General features: G+C 36.0%; 17 protein-coding genes. 4 read left to right on the forward strand and 13 right to left on the reverse strand.

Features of this window, described 5'->3' with window-relative positions; all coding sequences use genetic code 11:
* From AC23ME_RS14020 to AC23ME_RS14030, 3 genes are all read right to left on the reverse strand, one after another.
* Entirely contained in the window at positions 1–486 is a 486-nt protein-coding gene (locus tag AC23ME_RS14020; RefSeq protein ID WP_487728403.1) for a YdeI/OmpD-associated family protein, read from the reverse strand.
* A 149-nt stretch (positions 487–635) separates the two neighbouring features.
* The gene (locus AC23ME_RS14025; protein WP_487728404.1) at positions 636–2495 is read right to left on the reverse strand and encodes an Nramp family divalent metal transporter; all 1860 of its coding nucleotides are present in this window, start codon (positions 2493–2495) and stop codon (positions 636–638) included.
* Positions 2495–3148: a metal-dependent transcriptional regulator gene (locus AC23ME_RS14030; RefSeq protein ID WP_487728405.1), complete on the reverse strand. Its 654-nt coding sequence runs from the start codon at positions 3146–3148 to the stop codon at positions 2495–2497. The genes AC23ME_RS14025 and AC23ME_RS14030 overlap by 1 nt, the downstream gene beginning before the upstream one ends.
* Before the next feature lie 140 nt (positions 3149–3288).
* Here AC23ME_RS14030 and AC23ME_RS14035 point away from each other — a divergent pair, with 140 nt between their 5' ends.
* Positions 3289–3759, forward strand: a complete 471-nt coding sequence (locus tag AC23ME_RS14035) for an Lrp/AsnC family transcriptional regulator (protein WP_097127375.1) — start codon at positions 3289–3291, stop codon at positions 3757–3759.
* Between the two features lie 66 nt (positions 3760–3825).
* On the opposite strand, the gene ung is transcribed toward AC23ME_RS14035, so the two are convergent.
* Together ung and AC23ME_RS14045 are read right to left on the reverse strand one after the other, a co-directional pair.
* Entirely contained in the window at positions 3826–4503 is a 678-nt protein-coding gene (gene ung, locus AC23ME_RS14040; protein WP_487728406.1) for a uracil-DNA glycosylase, read from the reverse strand.
* A gap of 37 nt (positions 4504–4540) precedes the next feature.
* On the reverse strand, positions 4541–5065 hold the full coding sequence (locus tag AC23ME_RS14045; protein ID WP_487728407.1) for a TlpA family protein disulfide reductase: 525 nt from the start codon (positions 5063–5065) through the stop codon (positions 4541–4543).
* Between the two features lie 84 nt (positions 5066–5149).
* On the opposite strand from AC23ME_RS14045, the gene AC23ME_RS14050 reads away from it, so the two are divergent.
* Positions 5150–5695, forward strand: a complete 546-nt coding sequence (locus AC23ME_RS14050) for a DUF2892 domain-containing protein (protein WP_487728408.1) — start codon at positions 5150–5152, stop codon at positions 5693–5695.
* Between the two features lie 47 nt (positions 5696–5742).
* Here AC23ME_RS14050 and AC23ME_RS14055 read toward each other — a convergent pair whose 3' ends face one another.
* The 3 genes from AC23ME_RS14055 to lysS all read right to left on the reverse strand — a co-directional run bounded on the left by AC23ME_RS14055 (position 5743) and on the right by lysS (position 8041).
* On the reverse strand, positions 5743–5955 hold the full coding sequence (locus tag AC23ME_RS14055) for a hypothetical protein (protein ID WP_487728409.1): 213 nt from the start codon (positions 5953–5955) through the stop codon (positions 5743–5745).
* A 90-nt stretch (positions 5956–6045) separates the two neighbouring features.
* Complete coding sequence (locus AC23ME_RS14060; protein WP_487728410.1) at positions 6046–6237, reverse strand: RNA-binding protein; 192 nt, start codon at positions 6235–6237, stop codon at positions 6046–6048.
* Positions 6238–6331: 94 nt separating this feature from the next.
* Entirely contained in the window at positions 6332–8041 is a 1710-nt protein-coding gene (gene lysS / locus AC23ME_RS14065) for a lysine--tRNA ligase (RefSeq protein WP_487728411.1), read from the reverse strand.
* 420 nt (positions 8042–8461) lie between these two features.
* Between lysS and AC23ME_RS14070 the strand changes: the two genes are divergently transcribed.
* Entirely contained in the window at positions 8462–8845 is a 384-nt protein-coding gene (locus AC23ME_RS14070) for a hypothetical protein (protein ID WP_487728412.1), read from the forward strand.
* 812 nt (positions 8846–9657) lie between these two features.
* On the opposite strand, the gene AC23ME_RS14075 is transcribed toward AC23ME_RS14070, so the two are convergent.
* Positions 9658–11568, reverse strand: coding sequence for an AMP-dependent synthetase/ligase (locus AC23ME_RS14075; RefSeq protein WP_487728413.1), 1911 nt, complete (start codon positions 11566–11568; stop codon positions 9658–9660).
* Positions 11569–11750: 182 nt separating this feature from the next.
* Between AC23ME_RS14075 and AC23ME_RS14080 the strand changes: the two genes are divergently transcribed.
* The gene (locus tag AC23ME_RS14080) at positions 11751–12584 is read left to right on the forward strand and encodes a hypothetical protein (protein WP_487728414.1); all 834 of its coding nucleotides are present in this window, start codon (positions 11751–11753) and stop codon (positions 12582–12584) included.
* 50 nt (positions 12585–12634) lie between these two features.
* On the opposite strand, the gene AC23ME_RS14085 is transcribed toward AC23ME_RS14080, so the two are convergent.
* From AC23ME_RS14085 to iscU, 4 genes are all read right to left on the reverse strand, one after another.
* A complete protein-coding gene (locus tag AC23ME_RS14085; RefSeq protein ID WP_487728415.1) occupies positions 12635–13978 on the reverse strand; it encodes an ankyrin repeat domain-containing protein in 1344 nt (447 codons plus the stop codon).
* Between the two features lie 59 nt (positions 13979–14037).
* Positions 14038–15201, reverse strand: coding sequence for an ankyrin repeat domain-containing protein (locus AC23ME_RS14090; RefSeq protein ID WP_487728416.1), 1164 nt, complete (start codon positions 15199–15201; stop codon positions 14038–14040).
* A 143-nt stretch (positions 15202–15344) separates the two neighbouring features.
* Positions 15345–15671 carry a HesB/IscA family protein gene (locus AC23ME_RS14095; protein WP_308849108.1) on the reverse strand — a complete coding sequence of 109 codons (327 nt, stop codon included), beginning with the start codon at positions 15669–15671 and terminating at the stop codon, positions 15345–15347.
* A gap of 71 nt (positions 15672–15742) precedes the next feature.
* Entirely contained in the window at positions 15743–16156 is a 414-nt protein-coding gene (iscU, locus tag AC23ME_RS14100) for a Fe-S cluster assembly scaffold IscU (RefSeq protein ID WP_097127405.1), read from the reverse strand.
* Positions 16157–16215: the final 59 nt, after the last annotated feature.

A 16215-nucleotide genomic window follows, 5' to 3' on the forward strand; every position in this document is an offset into this window, starting at 1 on the left:
CTATGGATTGTCTCTTCCAATAAATCTGTTTTTACCTAACAAAAAGCCAATTGCTTTTTCGATATTCTCTTCAATGCTTTTTTCAGATTTCAAGAAGGAGATATATTTAATGATTTCTTTTTGTTTTGATGGAGTTAGCTGCTCAAATATAACTTTAGCCGGTTGATTTTCGTTTAATGCTCTTGCTAGTTTTGGGTGAGGCGATATCGCTCTGCTTGTTGTGTCGATTTGAATTTCAATGCTAATTTCTTCTCCAATTAATTTAGGTGAGTTTTTTAACATTGTGGTATTGATATACAAGCGCCATTCGCCTTTATATTTCAATAATGTTTGTGTGTATCGCTTTTTATTGATGATACCACAAACTGGTATGTGTCCCTTGTCTTTTCCGTGCTCAGAAAAAAGTTGCTTCAATATCTCATCTGGAATAAATACAAATGGATTTATGCCGATAATTTCTAAAACTGCTGTGAAATGATGTGTCAATTTTGAATTAGTATGAACCAAACTTATTAATTTTTGAGCAGTGTTTTTTGTTTTCTAAATCCGATTGAAGTGGATGCCGATTTTATCGGCAGAAGCAAAAAGCGGGACTATCAGTAAATAGTAGTACTAAAATTGCTTTCCAAAATAAATTATCTCACAATTAAAACCGGAATATCCACTTTGTGCCTTACCGAATCTACGGTAGTGCCAAATATCAAATCTTTTAAACCTTTGTGACCATGTGCGCCCATCACTAACAGTTCCAATTGATTTGAGTTACTGATGTCGGCGATGGCTTTAGCTGTTCCTCCAAAACCAATATGTGGTGTGGCTTGGTATCCCAAGTCTGCTAGGTTTTCTTGATATTTTTTGAGGTTATCAATATCCGACTGTGTTTCGTGATCCATTGCTGTTTTGCCGTGATAACGAGCGGCTGCGGTTTCTACCACGTGAATTAGGTAATAATGTGCATCTTTTCCACCTTGTATGAGCGCATGTCGAATAGTTTTCCTATCGTTCTCTGAAAAATCTACGGTGATGCCAATGCGTTCGTAATTGATTTTTTCTATGTTTCCAATTGCCAATGCATCGCCGTGAGGTACATTGCCGATGCGTTGTTTCTTGTTAACAAAAGGATAGATGAAAATATACGCTAATAATAAAGCAATGAGAACAGATGCCGGCAATACAATTACGTAAATATACCAAGCGTTGGATTCTGACATCCAACCGCCCATTTCTTCTATCACTAATTTGATATTGAGTGCCACAATTACAGCAGCACTTAGCCAAGCCAAAATCTTTACCCAAAGTTTAATCGTAAACTCCTTCATTTCCTTTTTGTCGGAGTTAAGGTGGATTAAAGGGATTATAGCAAAGCCTAGTTGTAAACTTAGCACCACCTGACTTAAAATCAACAGTCCGCCGAGGGCATCATCGCCAAAATAAAGAATGGTAAAAAACGCAGGAACAATAGCCAGTAAACGGGTAATTAATCGGCGTAGCCAAGGTTGAATTCTTAAATTTAAGTGACCTTCCATTACGATTTGTCCGGCAAGTGTGCCTGTTACGGTAGAACTCTGTCCAGCAGCAATTAAGGCGATGGCAAATAGGGCAGGAGCTACATTTCCGAAAATATTAGTCAGCAATTCGTGGGCATCTTGTATCTCTGCAACTTCGTGGAAACCATTTTTGTAGAATGCTGCGGCTGCTAAAATTAAAATGGCTGCATTAACGAAAAATGCCAAATTGAGGGCAACTGCAGTATCTATAAAGTTAAATTTAATGGCTTCTTTAATTCCTTTGCTGTCTCTTTCGAACTTTCGGGTTTGTACTAAGGATGAGTGGAGGTACAAATTGTGTGGCATTACCGTGGCTCCAATAATACCAATGGCGATGTAAAGTGCTTCTCCACCCAACATTGACGGTTCAAAACCTTTGGCGATTTCTTTTAAGGATGGTTCTACAATGAACATCTCTACCAAGAAAGAAAGCCCCACGATAAAAACCATAGAGACAATGAAAGCCTCCATTTTACGCATGCCTTTGTTGAGCAAGAAAAGTAAGAGGACGGTATCGAAGATAGTGATGGAAATACCCCAAATCAACGGCAGTCCGAAAAGGAGGTTTAAACCAATGGCCATCCCGATGATTTCTGCCAAATCACAAGCAATGATAGCTGTTTGCGCTAATACAAATAATGGAAAATTAACCCATTTAGGATAGGTGTTCCTGGAAGCTTGTGCCAAATCCAATCCTCTTACAATACCTAAACGAGCACTTAAAGATTGCAGAAGTAGGGCAATAAGATTAGACATCAACAGCACCCAAATGAGCTGATAACCAAATTTACTACCGCCAGCAATGTCTGTAGCCCAGTTTCCTGGATCCATGTAACCTACACTTACCAAGTACGCTGGACCTAAGAAAGCTAATATCCTTCGCCAACCTTTTTTCTGGTTGGTAGCTACACTTTGATGTACTTCGCTTAAGGACTGCTTCTCTGCCATTAGTTTTTGGTAATTAAAATGTGCTTAGCTACTTCTCTGCTGATGTTCGTTTTTTGTTGTTCTACCAAAAGTTCAACAGAACCATCAAACTCTAAAACTTCAATAATCTCGACGCGTTTGCCTAAGGTTAGCCCCAGTTTTTCTAAGTGTTTGAGAAAAGCCGAAGAGTGTTCACTTACGCCAGTGATAGTTCCTTTATCTTTAGCGTTAAGTTTACTCAATTTGAAAAAAGAAAGATCGGCGAAGTTGCCGTGCTTATCTGGAATGAGGTCGCCGTGAGGATCTACTTTTGGGAAATCTAAGAACTGGTCTAAACGTTCTATCAATAAATTAGATTGGATGTGCTCTAACTCTTCAGCTACTTCATGCACTTCATCCCACTTAAAATTAAGCTTGTCTACCAAAAATACCTCCCATAATCTGTGCTTTCTAACAATATTAATGGCTGTAAGTTTGCCTTTTTCTGTTAGCGTTACACCTTGATACTTTACATAGTTTACCAATTCCTTTTCCGAAAGCTTTTTAATCATATCAGTTACAGACGCCGCTTTAGTTTGAATACGCTCTGCAATAGCGTTAGTTAGCACCGGATTGCTAATTTCCGACAGGTGATAAATGATTTTTAAGTAATTCTCTTCGGTATATGACTGCATTTTTGGTTTTCTAATTCATTATTTAGACAAATCTAAAAATTTTAACATAAAATATTCGCTAAATTTTTACATTAATTTTAGAATAAAATTTTGTGTGTTAAGCTTCCTGTTATATCTTTGGTCAATTCAAATTATAAAGTATGGCACTCGAACTAGATAAAATCGATTTCAAAATTTTAAAATTATTGCAAGAAAATGGTAGAATTACCAATCTACTGCTTTCGCAAGAAATTGGTTTATCGCCGGCACCAACTTTAGAACGTGTGCGTAAGCTGGAAATGTCAGGCTACATCAAAAGTTATCATGCTTTAGTTGATGAAGAAAAATTAGGTTTGGGCATTAAGACTTTCATCCAGATTCAACTTGATTTCCATAAAAACAATACCATTCAAATCTTTTTGGACGAAGTAAATCAAATCAAAGAAGTAACAGAATGTCACCATGTAACTGGTCAGGCAGATTTCTTGTTGAAGGTTTATGTAAGTGATATTAAATCTTACGAGCGCTTAATTATGGATAAAATCAGTAAGATTTCTGTAGTGAAGACTTTTCAAACGATGATGATCATGTCTACTACAAAGAAGGAACCGATTGTGCCTCTTGAGTATTAATTAATGTTCAGGTATCAGGAGTTAGGTATTAGTTAGCTTTGAATTCTGCCAATCGTAATTCGTAAATTAGGTAACATGCCAGTTAATTTCTTCTTTTCCTTGTTTTTTAAGGATTTCGTTAGTCTTAGAAAAAGGCTTTGAGCCAAAGAAACCATTATAGGCCGAGAAAGGTGACGGGTGAGCAGAACTGATAATGAAATGCTTACTTTTGTCGATTAAAGCTTCCTTCTGTTTGGCATAATTGCCCCACAAAATAAACACTAAACCTGTTTTTTTAGCAGAAAGTTCGGTAATTACTTTATCTGTAAATTGTTCCCACCCCCGTTTCTGATGCGAGCCAGCGGTATGTGCTCTAACCGTTAATGTTGCATTTAACAATAAAACTCCCTGATCTGCCCATGCAGTTAATTCGCCATGGTTTGGTGCTTTAAAATCAGGAAATTCATCCGCTAGTTCTTTGTAGATGTTTTTAAGAGAAGGTGGCGGAACAACACCTTTTTGTACGGAAAAAGAAAGTCCGTGAGCTTGCCCAACGTTGTGATAAGGATCTTGTCCTAAAATAATAACTTTTACTTGGTCAAACGGTGTATGTTTAAAGGCATTAAAAATATCTGAGCCTTTAGGGAACACTGTAAAACCAGCTTGTTTTTCTTCTTGTAGGAAGTTTTTTAACGATTTCATGTAAGGCTGATCAAACTCGCCTTCCAATACTTTAAGCCAACCTGGTTCTAAATCTACAGCCATTTTTTAAGTTAAAAGTATAAAGTTTAAAGTGAAAATTTTACTTCTGCTTTTTAACAGATAAAATATCAATCAAATCTAGTTCGATACTTTTTTTAGGATTTTCTACAATACGACCAATTTCCTTACCTTTTTTATCTAAAACAATAAAAGTTGGTACACGTTGAATATCTAGACCATCTAACAAACCATTTTCAGCTTTTTTAGCACCATCTACAGCAACAAAAGTTACATCGCTTTCTTTAACTTTTACCGCATCGGTTACTTTTAAAAAGTTGGGTACTTGATATTTGCTATCTCCACACCAAGTGCCTAAAACTACTTTAATTTTTTTGCCTTTAATTAACTTTTCTAACTGCGGAATAGATGTAGAATCTACTTTGTAGTTTTCGTAATTGGCATCATAGCTAGCTTTAAATTCTGGGAATTCTACCAAACCCTCCCTTGAGCATTCATTTAACATGATTTCTTTATGTTTTATTTGATCTTCTAACTTTTTATTAATTTCTTGGGCGTTTGATGTCATAAAAAACAATCCAATTATAAAGGTGAATAGGTATTTCATTTTGTCTAATTTTTGTTGAAATTATAAATTAAATCGCTATTTTCTGCTATAGAAAACCGATATTTGCAGAAATATTGAAAAACTATGTCAAATTTAGTACGTCTAATTATAGGCTTTGCTTTACTGGGTGCAGCAGTTGCACTTTTTATCTTTGGTCACTGGGGTTGGGGAATTCCAACTGTTTTTATTAGCATATTCGTTTTCGTTACGTACTTCTACAACGAGAACATGCTCATAGCACAATGGTATTTACGTAAAGACAATATGCCAAAAGCCGAAGTGTTTTTGTCGAGAATAACCAACTACGAAAAGCAATTGAACAAAATGCAATTTGGTTATTACAACCTTTTGTTAGGTTTAATGGAATCTAGAAAAGCACCCATGAAATCTGAAAAATATTTCAAGGCAGCTCTAAGTTTCGGTCTACATATGGATCATAACGTTGCTTTAGCTAAATTAAGTTTGGCAGGTATTGCCATGGGAAAACGTAATAAACGCGAAGCCCAAATGTATTTAACGGAAGCTAAGAAAGCAGATAAAAACAAATTATTAGCTGATCAGATTAAGCAAATGAAAGATCAGCTGGGCATGTTAGATAGACAACAACAAGTGCGCTACAGCCACAGATAAGGTAAAAAAATAAAAAGAGCTAATTGCTACAAAGCGATTAGCTCTTTTTATTTGTCGCATAAACGATCAAAATTCTCTTCGTAAGCAGCATCTGTTCTGCTCAACAAGTCATCCTCTTCTTCTCTTCTTTTCTTACTGAAAAAAAGCTCTTCTGCTTGGATACGTTTAATTAACTGACGAATAAGTGATAAGTCAAAAGTGTCTTTGCTTAACTTGATGCAATATTCGTTTTCCGTGATTTCGATACTTGAACTATTCATTTTGTTTAAACTTTAGTACGGTACTAAAATAAAAAAGGCTTGTTACTGTAATTGCAACAAGCTTTTAACTTTCTGTTATGTTTGTGTTAACTAGTTCTTTAAGCTAACTACAGTAACATTCTTTCCTAGCGTTTTAAAACGAACTCCATTTTCTTGAATAACTGTTATAGTTAAATTTCCAGTTTTGCTAATGTTTAAATCTGTTGCTGTACCTGATTTACCCTTATGTGTGCCAGCAATTACTTGACAAAAATCGCCATCTTTAAGTTCTGTTTTGTCCATAAAGTTGATTGGTTTTGTATTAAAGTTAAGAAATTCGGGCAAAAAAAATCCCCAGTTAAAAACTGAGGACTTAAGATGTTTAGATGTATTAATTCTATTTATGCTCTAAAAACAAACCGTCATCAGTTTTACTAACTTTCAGTACATTTTTGCCAGTTAAACCTTTTAAAGTAGTATCCCACTTTTTATTGCTCCAATCGGCTAATTGCGCTTTAATATCGCTTAGCAATTGTTGTTCACCTTCTTTTACCAAAGCATACAATTCAGCTTCTTCAGCAGAAAGCTCGATTTTCTTTTTCTCTGGGCGCATTTGAGGGAAGAACAATACTTCTTGAATAGTCGACTGGTCGGTCATTAACATCACCAATCTATCAATACCGATACCTAAACCAGAAGTAGGAGGCATACCATATTCCAAAGCACGAACGAAATCATCATCCATTGCCATTGCTTCATCATCGCCTCTGGCAGCTAATTTCAATTGATCTTCGAAACGCTCCTTTTGGTCAATTGGATCATTCAATTCAGAATAAGCGTTGCCAATTTCTTTACCCATCACAAAAAGCTCGAAACGCTCTACCAAACCTTCTTTGCTACGGTGTTTCTTAGCTAAAGGTGTCATCTCGATAGGGTAGTCGGTAATATAAGTAGGCTGAATTAAGTTAGCTTCCACTTTCTCACTGAAAAGTTCATCCACCAATTTACCACGCCCCATGCTGTCATCGATCTCGATACCTAGATCTTTACAAGTTTGAGCCAACTGCTCTTCGCTCATCTCAGAAACATCAATACCCGTATATTTTTGGATTGATTCGTACATCGTTAATTTCTCGTATGGACCAGCAAAATCAATTTCATGTCCACCAACTTTCACCACAGGCGAACCGTGGATAGCTACAGCGATTTTCTCCAAACACTCTTCCACCATACCCATCATCCAAACGTAGTCTTTGTAAGCTACATAGATTTCCATTGAAGTAAACTCAGGATTGTGCGTTCTGTCCATTCCCTCGTTACGGAACATTTTACCGAACTCGTAAACGCCATCAAAACCAGCAACAATTAATCTTTTTAGGTAAAGCTCATTAGCGATACGCAAGAACAAAGGCATATCTAAAGTGTTGTGGTGTGTCGCAAACGGACGAGCCGCCGCACCACCGTGCACCGCCTGTAAAATTGGCGTTTCTACTTCCATCCAGCCTTGGCTGTCGAAGTAATTACGCATGGTATTGATAACCTTAGAACGGTTAATGAAGATTTGTTTGTAATCGGGGTTTACCGTTAAATCTACGTAACGCATTCTGTAACGCAATTCAGGGTTGGTGAAACCATCGAAAACATTTCCTTCGTCATCGCGTTTTACAATTGGCAACGGACGTAAAGATTTAGAAAGTACCGTTAATTTGCTTACGTGTACCGAAATCTCGCCAGTTTGAGTAGTAAAAACATAACCCTCCACACCAACAAAATCGCCGATATCTAATAGTTTCTTGAATACAGTATTGTACAAAGTCTTATCATCACCAGGGCAAAGCTCGTCACGCTTCAAATAAATTTGGATACGACCAGTAGCGTCCTGAAGTTCGGCGAAAGAAGCCGCTCCCATGATATTACGGCCCATAATTCTGCCCGCAATGCTAATTGTCTTGTATGCTGTTTTATCTTTTTCGTAGTTAGCTAAAATGTCTGCTGCATTAGCATTTATTTCGTACGCCTCTGCAGGATATGGGTTAATACCCAGTTCGCGAAGCTGTTTTAACGAATCGCGACGCAATATTTCCTGTTCTGATAATCCTATACTCATTAATTGTATTTTTTGCAAAAGTAGTAAAATACTTCGTTATTGCCGCCTGCACAAGCCTTTAATATCGCGTCATGCTGAATTTTTCAGTAGTTCATAATTGATTTTGCCTTCAATAGAGCTTCGCTGTTTATTTCAGCATCTGTTAGTCTATTTACTTTTTAGAAAAGCAACCTATTACAACTATTAAAGTAAGCTGGGCTATACACTGCAATCTTTTTGTTTATGCATCCTGTCATTCCGAGGAACGAGGAATCTATTTCTCTAGTGCTTTATAACTTACAGATCCTTCAAGTAAGAAACAAAAAGTATTTCCGCTGCTATCCCGTTTAGTCAACAAAGGCTTATTCAAATAACTTACAAACCATCAAACTTAAAAACTGTATTCAATCGAAGAAAATTTATATTTTTAACGAAAAACTTATGAAACTCTCTAAATTATTACTTCTCGCTATTTTTTTTCTTTCAGTAACACTGTCGTGTAAAAAGGAAGAAGATGAAGTAGTTAAAGAAAAAGTTAAATTGTACATTACAGCGGATACTGGTATATATTTAACTGCTTTTCCTTTGGTCTTGCAACTTTCGGGAACTAACATCGAAACACAAAACAATATCAAAAGTGCGCATGTTATGCAAGTGGAGTATAATAAGGGCGAAGTGCAAACTTTAAATTTGAAGGTTGTATCTGGAAAAATAGAAACAGCAATGACGCTTGAAGTAGCCACATCATTGTATCAAAGTGAAAAGAATAGAGTGGCTTATAAAGTTAGTACTAGTGGAGATATCTCGCTAACGTTTACCCCTTAGTCACACACATTGAGCATTGCTCTTCAAGATTTTTAGCAAATGCTCTTCGGAGTTTACAACTTCTAGGCCTTCTCAAGTATTTTTAATCCGAGTATAAACGTTATATTGGAATTATAGGAAGTTAGATTGCGGCTGCGAACAATTTGGGATTTCATTGCCGTCTGTTTTAGCAGACGGTTTAAAGATGTTAAATAGTTGGCTTTAACCACAAATGTGGCTTTGGCTAAAGTCTAGAATAGGTTGTTCTTATTCCGTTGGCTAAAGCCGAACGGTAATGAAAATGCAATTGGATTTATAATTCTAAAGCATATATATAAGGAATTACAAATTCCACTGTAGGTAGTTCGACATTACAAATGTCGAACAGCAGGTTACAAATCCCGACTAGGGAGGATTGCCTACTAGTGGAACTTATTTTCATAACTATTTTAAATATACCTTATGTCTAATGTAATTTAACTTTAGTAAAATGCAAAAAACGACGGTTAAGCTTATTAATCTATTTAATTTTTGACTGGAATGTCCAATATGACATAAAACAAAAGCAAGTATTACAGCAAGAATAAATCCTGTTAAATAGCCATTTACGAATTTTATTAAAAATTCATAGTTATCCTTTTTTTGAATGAACACTTTCGTGTAATAGTTTATGAATGCTAAAAAGCAAAATAAAAGTAATCCTAAGAGTGTAAACATCAATATTGTAAGACCTATGATACTAAAGTTTGTCTGATTTGAATTTATAAAGTCGAACATTTGAAAGAAAATTACAGATTTAAACTTCTTACTTGCTTTTGTCTTCACAATTTTAACTACTCCACCTCAGCACTATCCTTTGCATACATTTCCGCAATTGCAGGTGCATATTTCTTCTCTACAATTCTACGCTTCACTTTCATTGTTGGCGTAATTTCGCCTTCATCAATGCTAAACGGATTACGTTTAACAATAAAATGCTTGATGCGTTCAAATTTGGCTAGTTCGTTAGAAATTTTCTTAATGTCTTGGCCAATCCAATCGCTAATTTCTTTTTCTTGAATAAAATCGCCCTCACGTTGGAAAAACTCTTCTTTTAAATTAAAGGTTTCCTGTAAAGTTTCTCTGTTAGGGATAATGATAGCCGTAATGTATTCCTTCTTATCCCCAATTAAAAATAATTGCTCAATCTTTGGACTTTTAAGGTAAATGTTTTCTACTGGTGTTGGATAAACATTCTTGCCGTAAGCATTCACAATCATGTTTTTTAGTCGGTCGGTAATTTGTAGGTTGCCTTTGTAAAAGCGACCAATATCTCCCGTGTGGAACCATTTATCTTTATCAATTGCTTCGGCAGTTTCCGCAGGTTTATTAAAATATCCTTTCATCACACAATGACCTCTAACAATGATTTCGCCCTCTTCGCAATCAAATTCTTCGTTAAAAGTATCGTGAGTTTGGATATTGATGATTTGCTTCGTTTCTACATTCTGAATTCCAATTTCAATGCCCGGAATTACACGACCAACAGTGCCATAAACTTGTCTGTGGTATTCAGTTACGGCCATTACCGGCGAAGTTTCTGTTAAACCAAAGCCTTCCAATATTTTGATGCCCAAATTTCCGAAAAACTCACCCACGTTTTTAGGTAGGGCAGCACCACCAGAAATCATGAACTTTAAACGCCCCCCCGTTTTCTCCTTAATCTTGCTGAACACCAATTTCTCAGCTATTGCTTTCTTACCGCTTAAAATCAATCCAGGGTTTTTACCGGCTTCTTTTTTCTCACGGTAAGCACTACCTGTTTCAATAGCCCAAGTGAATATTTTTGCTTTCATGCCGCCTGCTGCGGTACCAGATTTAATCGCCTTATCGTGTATGCGTTCTAATAAACGAGGTACGCAAGACATCACCGTTGGTCTAACCTCGCCCATGTTTTTAGCGAGCAATTCTAAACTTTGTGCAAAGGCAATTTTACATCCTTGTGCACAGCAAACGTGGTAAGTTGCAGTACGCTCAAATACGTGAGATAATGGCAAGAACGATAAAAACGTTTCTGTTTCATCAATTACTGGGATTTGCTGTAAACAAACCTCTACGTTTTTTACGAAGTTATAATGGGTTAGCATTACACCTTTTGGCGTTCCTGTAGTTCCGGAAGTATAAATCAACGAAGAAACATCATTCGGTTGAACTTCAGCTCTTCTTTTATCAATTTCGACAGTTTCTTCGGCAGATACAGGTCTATCTAATATCGTGTTGTAATCAATTACTTCAATATTTAAACCTTCTGGTATCACAATCTTTCCAAAATCAGCAAATGCTGGAATAATATATTTTAACTCCTGGCAATTATCAGCCACCTTTAACACTTTTCTAAAAAGGAAAGGATTGCCAACCAAAATTGCTTTAATACCAGAGTCATTGATAATATAAGCTACTTCCTGCTCGGAAAGGGTAGGGTAGATAGAAACATTGATTACACCAATTTGCTGTATGCCTTGGTCGTAATAAACATATTCTGGTGAATTTTCCATCATCAAACCTAGTCTGTCGCCTTTAACAATGCCTTTTTCTAGAAAGAAAGCAGCAACTGCATCAGCTTTAGCCAATGTTTCCTTAAAAGATATTTCTTCCCAATTAGCCCCTTTTTTGTGGATTAGAAAGGTTTCTTCCGGTTTATGGATATTTTTAACGACGTTACGTAAAAGCGTAGGTACGGTAGAAAATTCGTTGAATGATACCATGTTACATTTATGTTTGGTGATGTTTTGAACCAACAATGATAAAGCATTGTAATTAATAATACAAAATGAATGAATAAATGTTGGTAAAAATGAGAATAATGCCTTTATAAAATAATTGATACGATAATATTTGTGGAACTAATTTAGCTACATTGCTTTACACACAAATAAAAACTTGAAATATGAAAAATGTTGTATTAAAGCTATTCTTCCATAAGTGGCAGGGCTTAAAGGCTGTCGTTGTAGTACTCCTTTGCCTATCTAGTGTAGAGTTAACCTTTGCTCAAGAAAAGGTTCTTTTAGGTAGTTTTTTAAAAGGTAAGAAATCAAATAACTACACTTATCGAAAAGATATTTTTGGAAATACCGAAATTATTGATGGACGGCATCATGTAGTTGGAAAGATTAAAAAAAATATTTTTGGCGACGATGTGCTGGAGGATGAAAAAGGCCAAACGCTATTAAAGCTCAGAAAGGATATTTTCGGTAACACAGTTTTGGAAGATGGAAGAGGGCAACAAGTGGGTAAATATTCGAAGGATATTTTTGGAAATACGGTGGTTGAAAGTTCAACGAACAATGTGGTAAGGAAACATCGGAAAGATATATTTGGTAATGATGTAGTAGAAGATGGGAAAGGAAATACAATTGCCAAATTTAAAACTGATATTTTCGGTAACGAAGTAGTAGAAGATGGAAAAGGCAAGGTGGTAACTAAATTCAGAAAAGATATTTTTGGCAACGAAATTATTGAAGGTAGAAATGGCGAAGTAAAGCTAGTGCGTAAGAAAGATATCTTTGGTAATCTTATTGTAGAAGATGGAAACCGTAATGTAATAGGGAAATATAAGACAGATATTTTTGGAAATGAAGTTGTCGAAGATAGTAGCGGTAATGTGATTAGACGTTATAAAAAAGACATCTTCGGTAATCAAATAGTAGAAGATGGAAATGGAAACAAGATTGGAACTTATAAGGTAGACAGTTTTGGAAATAAAATTTTTGAGGCTAATTAGCAAAAAGAAAAGTCCCGACTTAACCTCGGGACTTTTTAATATCTAATTGTCTAACTTCCTTGAAGAATTTTCGTTTTTTCTGCATTAAATTCTTCTTGCGTTAAAATTCCAGCGTCTAACAATTCTTTTAGATCTAACAAAGCTTGTTTTTTATCTACTGCGTTAGTCGGTTTTTGTTCAGGTTTGCTGTCCGTTTGCGGTGCTTTGGCAGCTGCACTAGCTGGTCCATACTTAATCAGCAGTTCTGTAATTTCGTTAAAGCCTTTGATATTGGCGTAATCAATTGCTTTTTGCTCTTTGGTATTTACTACTGTTGGGTCGGCCTGGTTTTCCAATAGAATTGCCACCATATCTTTTTTGCCATTGGCAGCAGCGTAATGAAGTGGCGTATTTCCACTTTCATCTTGTACGTTTACATTGGCACCTTTAGTCAACAGTAATTTAATCATGCTAATGTGACCACTCTTAGCTGCAACATGCATTAAACTTTCACCACCGTAGCTGTATGCGTTATTTAAGGAGAAGCTTGCTTCGTTACTTAAGTTGGTTGCAGTTTCAACCCAATCTAAGTAAGACGACATAGAATTATCTGAAGAAATTACTGGTTTTGCATAATTTATATCTACACCGTTATCTAAAAAGAGTTCTACCACTTCTTTCTGATTATGAGCGCAAGCGTACCAGATAGGCGACAAGCCATTTTTGTTGGTCGTCAATACATCGGCTCCATTTTCTACCAAAAGCTTAATCATCATTCTATTGGTATCATAGCAAGCTAGTAGAAGTGAATTTTCTCCATTATGATTACTGTGGTTTATATCTGCTCCGTTTTGTAATAGCAGTTCTACCATGGGCGAATTTTTAGATGCAACCGCGATCAATAGTGGCGAATTGCCTTGCTTATCGGTAGCATTTACATTGGTACCATTATTTAAAAGGACTTCTGCAATTTGTCGGTTTCTAGTTCCAGCGGCCAAAAGTAAAGCAGTTTCTGAAAGATTGTTTTCAGTGTCTGCCGATAGGCCATTTTCCAGTAATTTATTCAAAATCTCTATCTGACCATAAAGCGCAGCGAGATGTATTAAGCTATTGCCTTTATGATCTCTAATTTCTGTACTAGCTCCGTTTTCTATAAGATACAACGCAGTTTGCTTCTGTTTTTGTAAAAGCGCAAAATACAGAGGTGTTTCACCTGCCTGATCTTCGTAATTTACATCAGCTCCGCTATTGAGTAGCATTTTTACCAGATCTAAGAAGCCATGGTGGGCAGCGTAATGAAGTGCAGTTCTTCCTCGTTCATCGGTATATTTTGAATCTGCCTCTCCGTTGGTGAGTAGTAATTCAGCTATTTTTCGTTTTCCTGATTCGCAGGCAAGTATAAATGACATTGACATAAATGGGAATGTTAAATGATGATTAATTGTTCATTAGTTCACTAGCTCATTGGTTCATTTTACTTCATCAGCAATTCTACTGTTTTGATTTTTAAATTATCATCGCTGGCTAGCGCTAAAGCAGTTTGGTCTTTATTGTTAGTGATGTCTTTATCAGCACCATTTTCGAGTAATAGTTTTACTTTTCTGTAAGTCTCTTTTGCTTTTTCGGCCTCGTAATTTACGTTGTAGGCGCATACTTTATGTAAAAGTGTATTGCCTTCATCATCCTGTCTATTGATGTCGATATTTCCATTTTCAAGAATGGTTTGTAGCATCTCAGATTTTTTCTCTGCAAGTAAATCTAATGGAGTAGTTTCTCTTCCGTAGTGAGAATTGATTTGATATAAATCTGCGCCATCCTTTAAAAGTTCAGCTAACAATTGCAGTTCCCTGTCCGATCCACTATAACTAATTCTCACATATTCGAAAAATAAGCTTACTCCATCCTTCGTTAAAGTGTCAAAATCTGGGCTGCCATATTCTTTTAACAATTGATACATGTCAGGATCAAGTTTTTCAGCTATCGCCAAATAAAAACTACTTTTTCCATTCTTGTTTAATTGATTTGGATCAGCACCTGCTTTTAATAACGGCTCAATAAATTCTTTTCTATTAAGATCAATAGCCTGATGTAATGGGGTTTGTAAAACTACGTTTCCTGAATTAACATCCAATCCTTGTTCAACCAAAAATTCGATATAACTGGTTAATAAATCGGTATTTCTTGTATAAGTTTTGGCAACTTGATGCAGGTAGCTTTCTTCCGCATTATTTTTAAAGTTGATATCTGCGCCAGCATCAACTAATTTAGATATAAATGCTAATGGCACTTCTTTTTCAAAAAAATAAGAGAGTAGTGTTTTGCCAGCAACTTCGTCATTAATATTGTCAACTTTCGAAAAGAAATCGTCCAGAAAAACCAACGAATCTTCATCAGTATTTAAGCTGTATAAGATCCTGTCGAAAATAGTGTTGTTAAAACTGTCGAGTTCGTAAATGTCTAGCTCTATAGCTTTATTTTCGAAGAGAAGCTGTAAGATTTCGAACTGTTTTTCTTTAAGTAAAGTGTCGAAAATTTGGCTTTTGGTGTAGATGTTTACCGAGGGATCTAGTTTTTCACCGGCTTGTAGTAATTGTTTTGCTTCGTCAAAATTCTTGGATTGTATCGCTTGTAAAATCATGGGCAAGGGCTTTTTTATTGAATTAGCTCAATTTTTATACCAAGCATTGCCCTTAGTTGTATTTTTTGTCGGATTTAAATAGGAGATCAAACAAAAAAGGCACCGCTATAAAGCAGTGCCTTTGTATAATATTATTTGAAAAACTATACAGAAAAACTTTCTCCGCAACCGCAAGTACGGCTAGCGTTAGGGTTTACGAAATTAAAGCCTTTGCCGTTTAAGCCATCAGTGAAGTCTAATTCTGTTCCTGCTAGATACAAGAAAGATTTCATATCCAACGCAATTCTAATTCCTTGATCTTCGAAAAACTGATCGCCTTTTTGCTCTTCGTTATCGAAATCTAAGTTATAAGACAAACCAGAGCAACCACCACCTTTTACCGAAACACGTAAGAAGTAGTCAGAACCCATTTCAGAATCCTGCATTAGTTCGTCGATTTTGCTTTTTGCTTTATCTGTTATAGTGATCATGATATTTTAGTATTGCGTACTGCGATAAGCGTATTGAGTCTCAATACTCACTACTCATATCTCAATACTAATTAGTGGTGCGATTTAGGCAATTCTAATGCTTCCATTCCGTTTTTAACACGGTAATCGTTAATTGCAGATTTGATAGCATCTTCAGCTAATACCGAACAGTGGATTTTCACTGGAGGTAAAGCCAATTCTTCTACTAAATCCATGTTATCGATAGCCAAAGCCTCGTCAATAGATTTACCTTTTAACCACTCTGTAGCTAAAGATGAAGAAGCGATCGCAGAGCCACATCCAAAAGTTTTGAATTTAGCATCTGTAATCATGTTGTTATCATCAACTTCAATTTGTAAACGCATTACGTCGCCACACTCTGGAGCACCTACTAAACCAGTACCCACGTTTTTATTGTCTTTATTTAAAGTACCAACGTTTCTAGGATTGGTATAGTGATCAATTACTTTTTCTGAATATGCCATGATATTTTAGATTTTAGATTTGCGATTTTAGATTTCCTGCCACCGTAAATTGTTGTATT

Source organism: Pedobacter sp. T50_32, assembly GCF_057652195.1.

Bases quoted from the DNA above. Each gene is read 5' to 3' on its own strand.
- AC23ME_RS14025 (WP_487728404.1), bottom strand. From the start codon at position 2,495: ATGGCAGAGAAGCAGTCCTTAAGCGAAGTACATCAAAGTGTAGCTACC.
- AC23ME_RS14030 (WP_487728405.1), bottom strand. From the start codon at position 3,148: ATGCAGTCATATACCGAAGAGAATTACTTAAAAATCATTTATCACCTG.
- AC23ME_RS14035 (WP_097127375.1), top strand. From the start codon at position 3,289: ATGGCACTCGAACTAGATAAAATCGATTTCAAAATTTTAAAATTATTG.
- ung (WP_487728406.1), bottom strand. From the start codon at position 4,503: ATGGCTGTAGATTTAGAACCAGGTTGGCTTAAAGTATTGGAAGGCGAG.
- AC23ME_RS14045 (WP_487728407.1), bottom strand. From the start codon at position 5,065: ATGAAATACCTATTCACCTTTATAATTGGATTGTTTTTTATGACATCA.
- AC23ME_RS14050 (WP_487728408.1), top strand. From the start codon at position 5,150: ATGTCAAATTTAGTACGTCTAATTATAGGCTTTGCTTTACTGGGTGCA.
- AC23ME_RS14055 (WP_487728409.1), bottom strand. From the start codon at position 5,955: ATGAATAGTTCAAGTATCGAAATCACGGAAAACGAATATTGCATCAAG.
- AC23ME_RS14060 (WP_487728410.1), bottom strand. From the start codon at position 6,237: ATGGACAAAACAGAACTTAAAGATGGCGATTTTTGTCAAGTAATTGCT.
- lysS (WP_487728411.1), bottom strand. From the start codon at position 8,041: ATGAGTATAGGATTATCAGAACAGGAAATATTGCGTCGCGATTCGTTA.
- AC23ME_RS14070 (WP_487728412.1), top strand. From the start codon at position 8,462: ATGAAACTCTCTAAATTATTACTTCTCGCTATTTTTTTTCTTTCAGTA.
- AC23ME_RS14075 (WP_487728413.1), bottom strand. From the start codon at position 11,568: ATGGTATCATTCAACGAATTTTCTACCGTACCTACGCTTTTACGTAAC.
- AC23ME_RS14080 (WP_487728414.1), top strand. From the start codon at position 11,751: ATGAAAAATGTTGTATTAAAGCTATTCTTCCATAAGTGGCAGGGCTTA.
- AC23ME_RS14085 (WP_487728415.1), bottom strand. From the start codon at position 13,978: ATGTCAATGTCATTTATACTTGCCTGCGAATCAGGAAAACGAAAAATA.
- AC23ME_RS14090 (WP_487728416.1), bottom strand. From the start codon at position 15,201: ATGATTTTACAAGCGATACAATCCAAGAATTTTGACGAAGCAAAACAA.
- AC23ME_RS14095 (WP_308849108.1), bottom strand. From the start codon at position 15,671: ATGATCACTATAACAGATAAAGCAAAAAGCAAAATCGACGAACTAATG.
- iscU (WP_097127405.1), bottom strand. From the start codon at position 16,156: ATGGCATATTCAGAAAAAGTAATTGATCACTATACCAATCCTAGAAAC.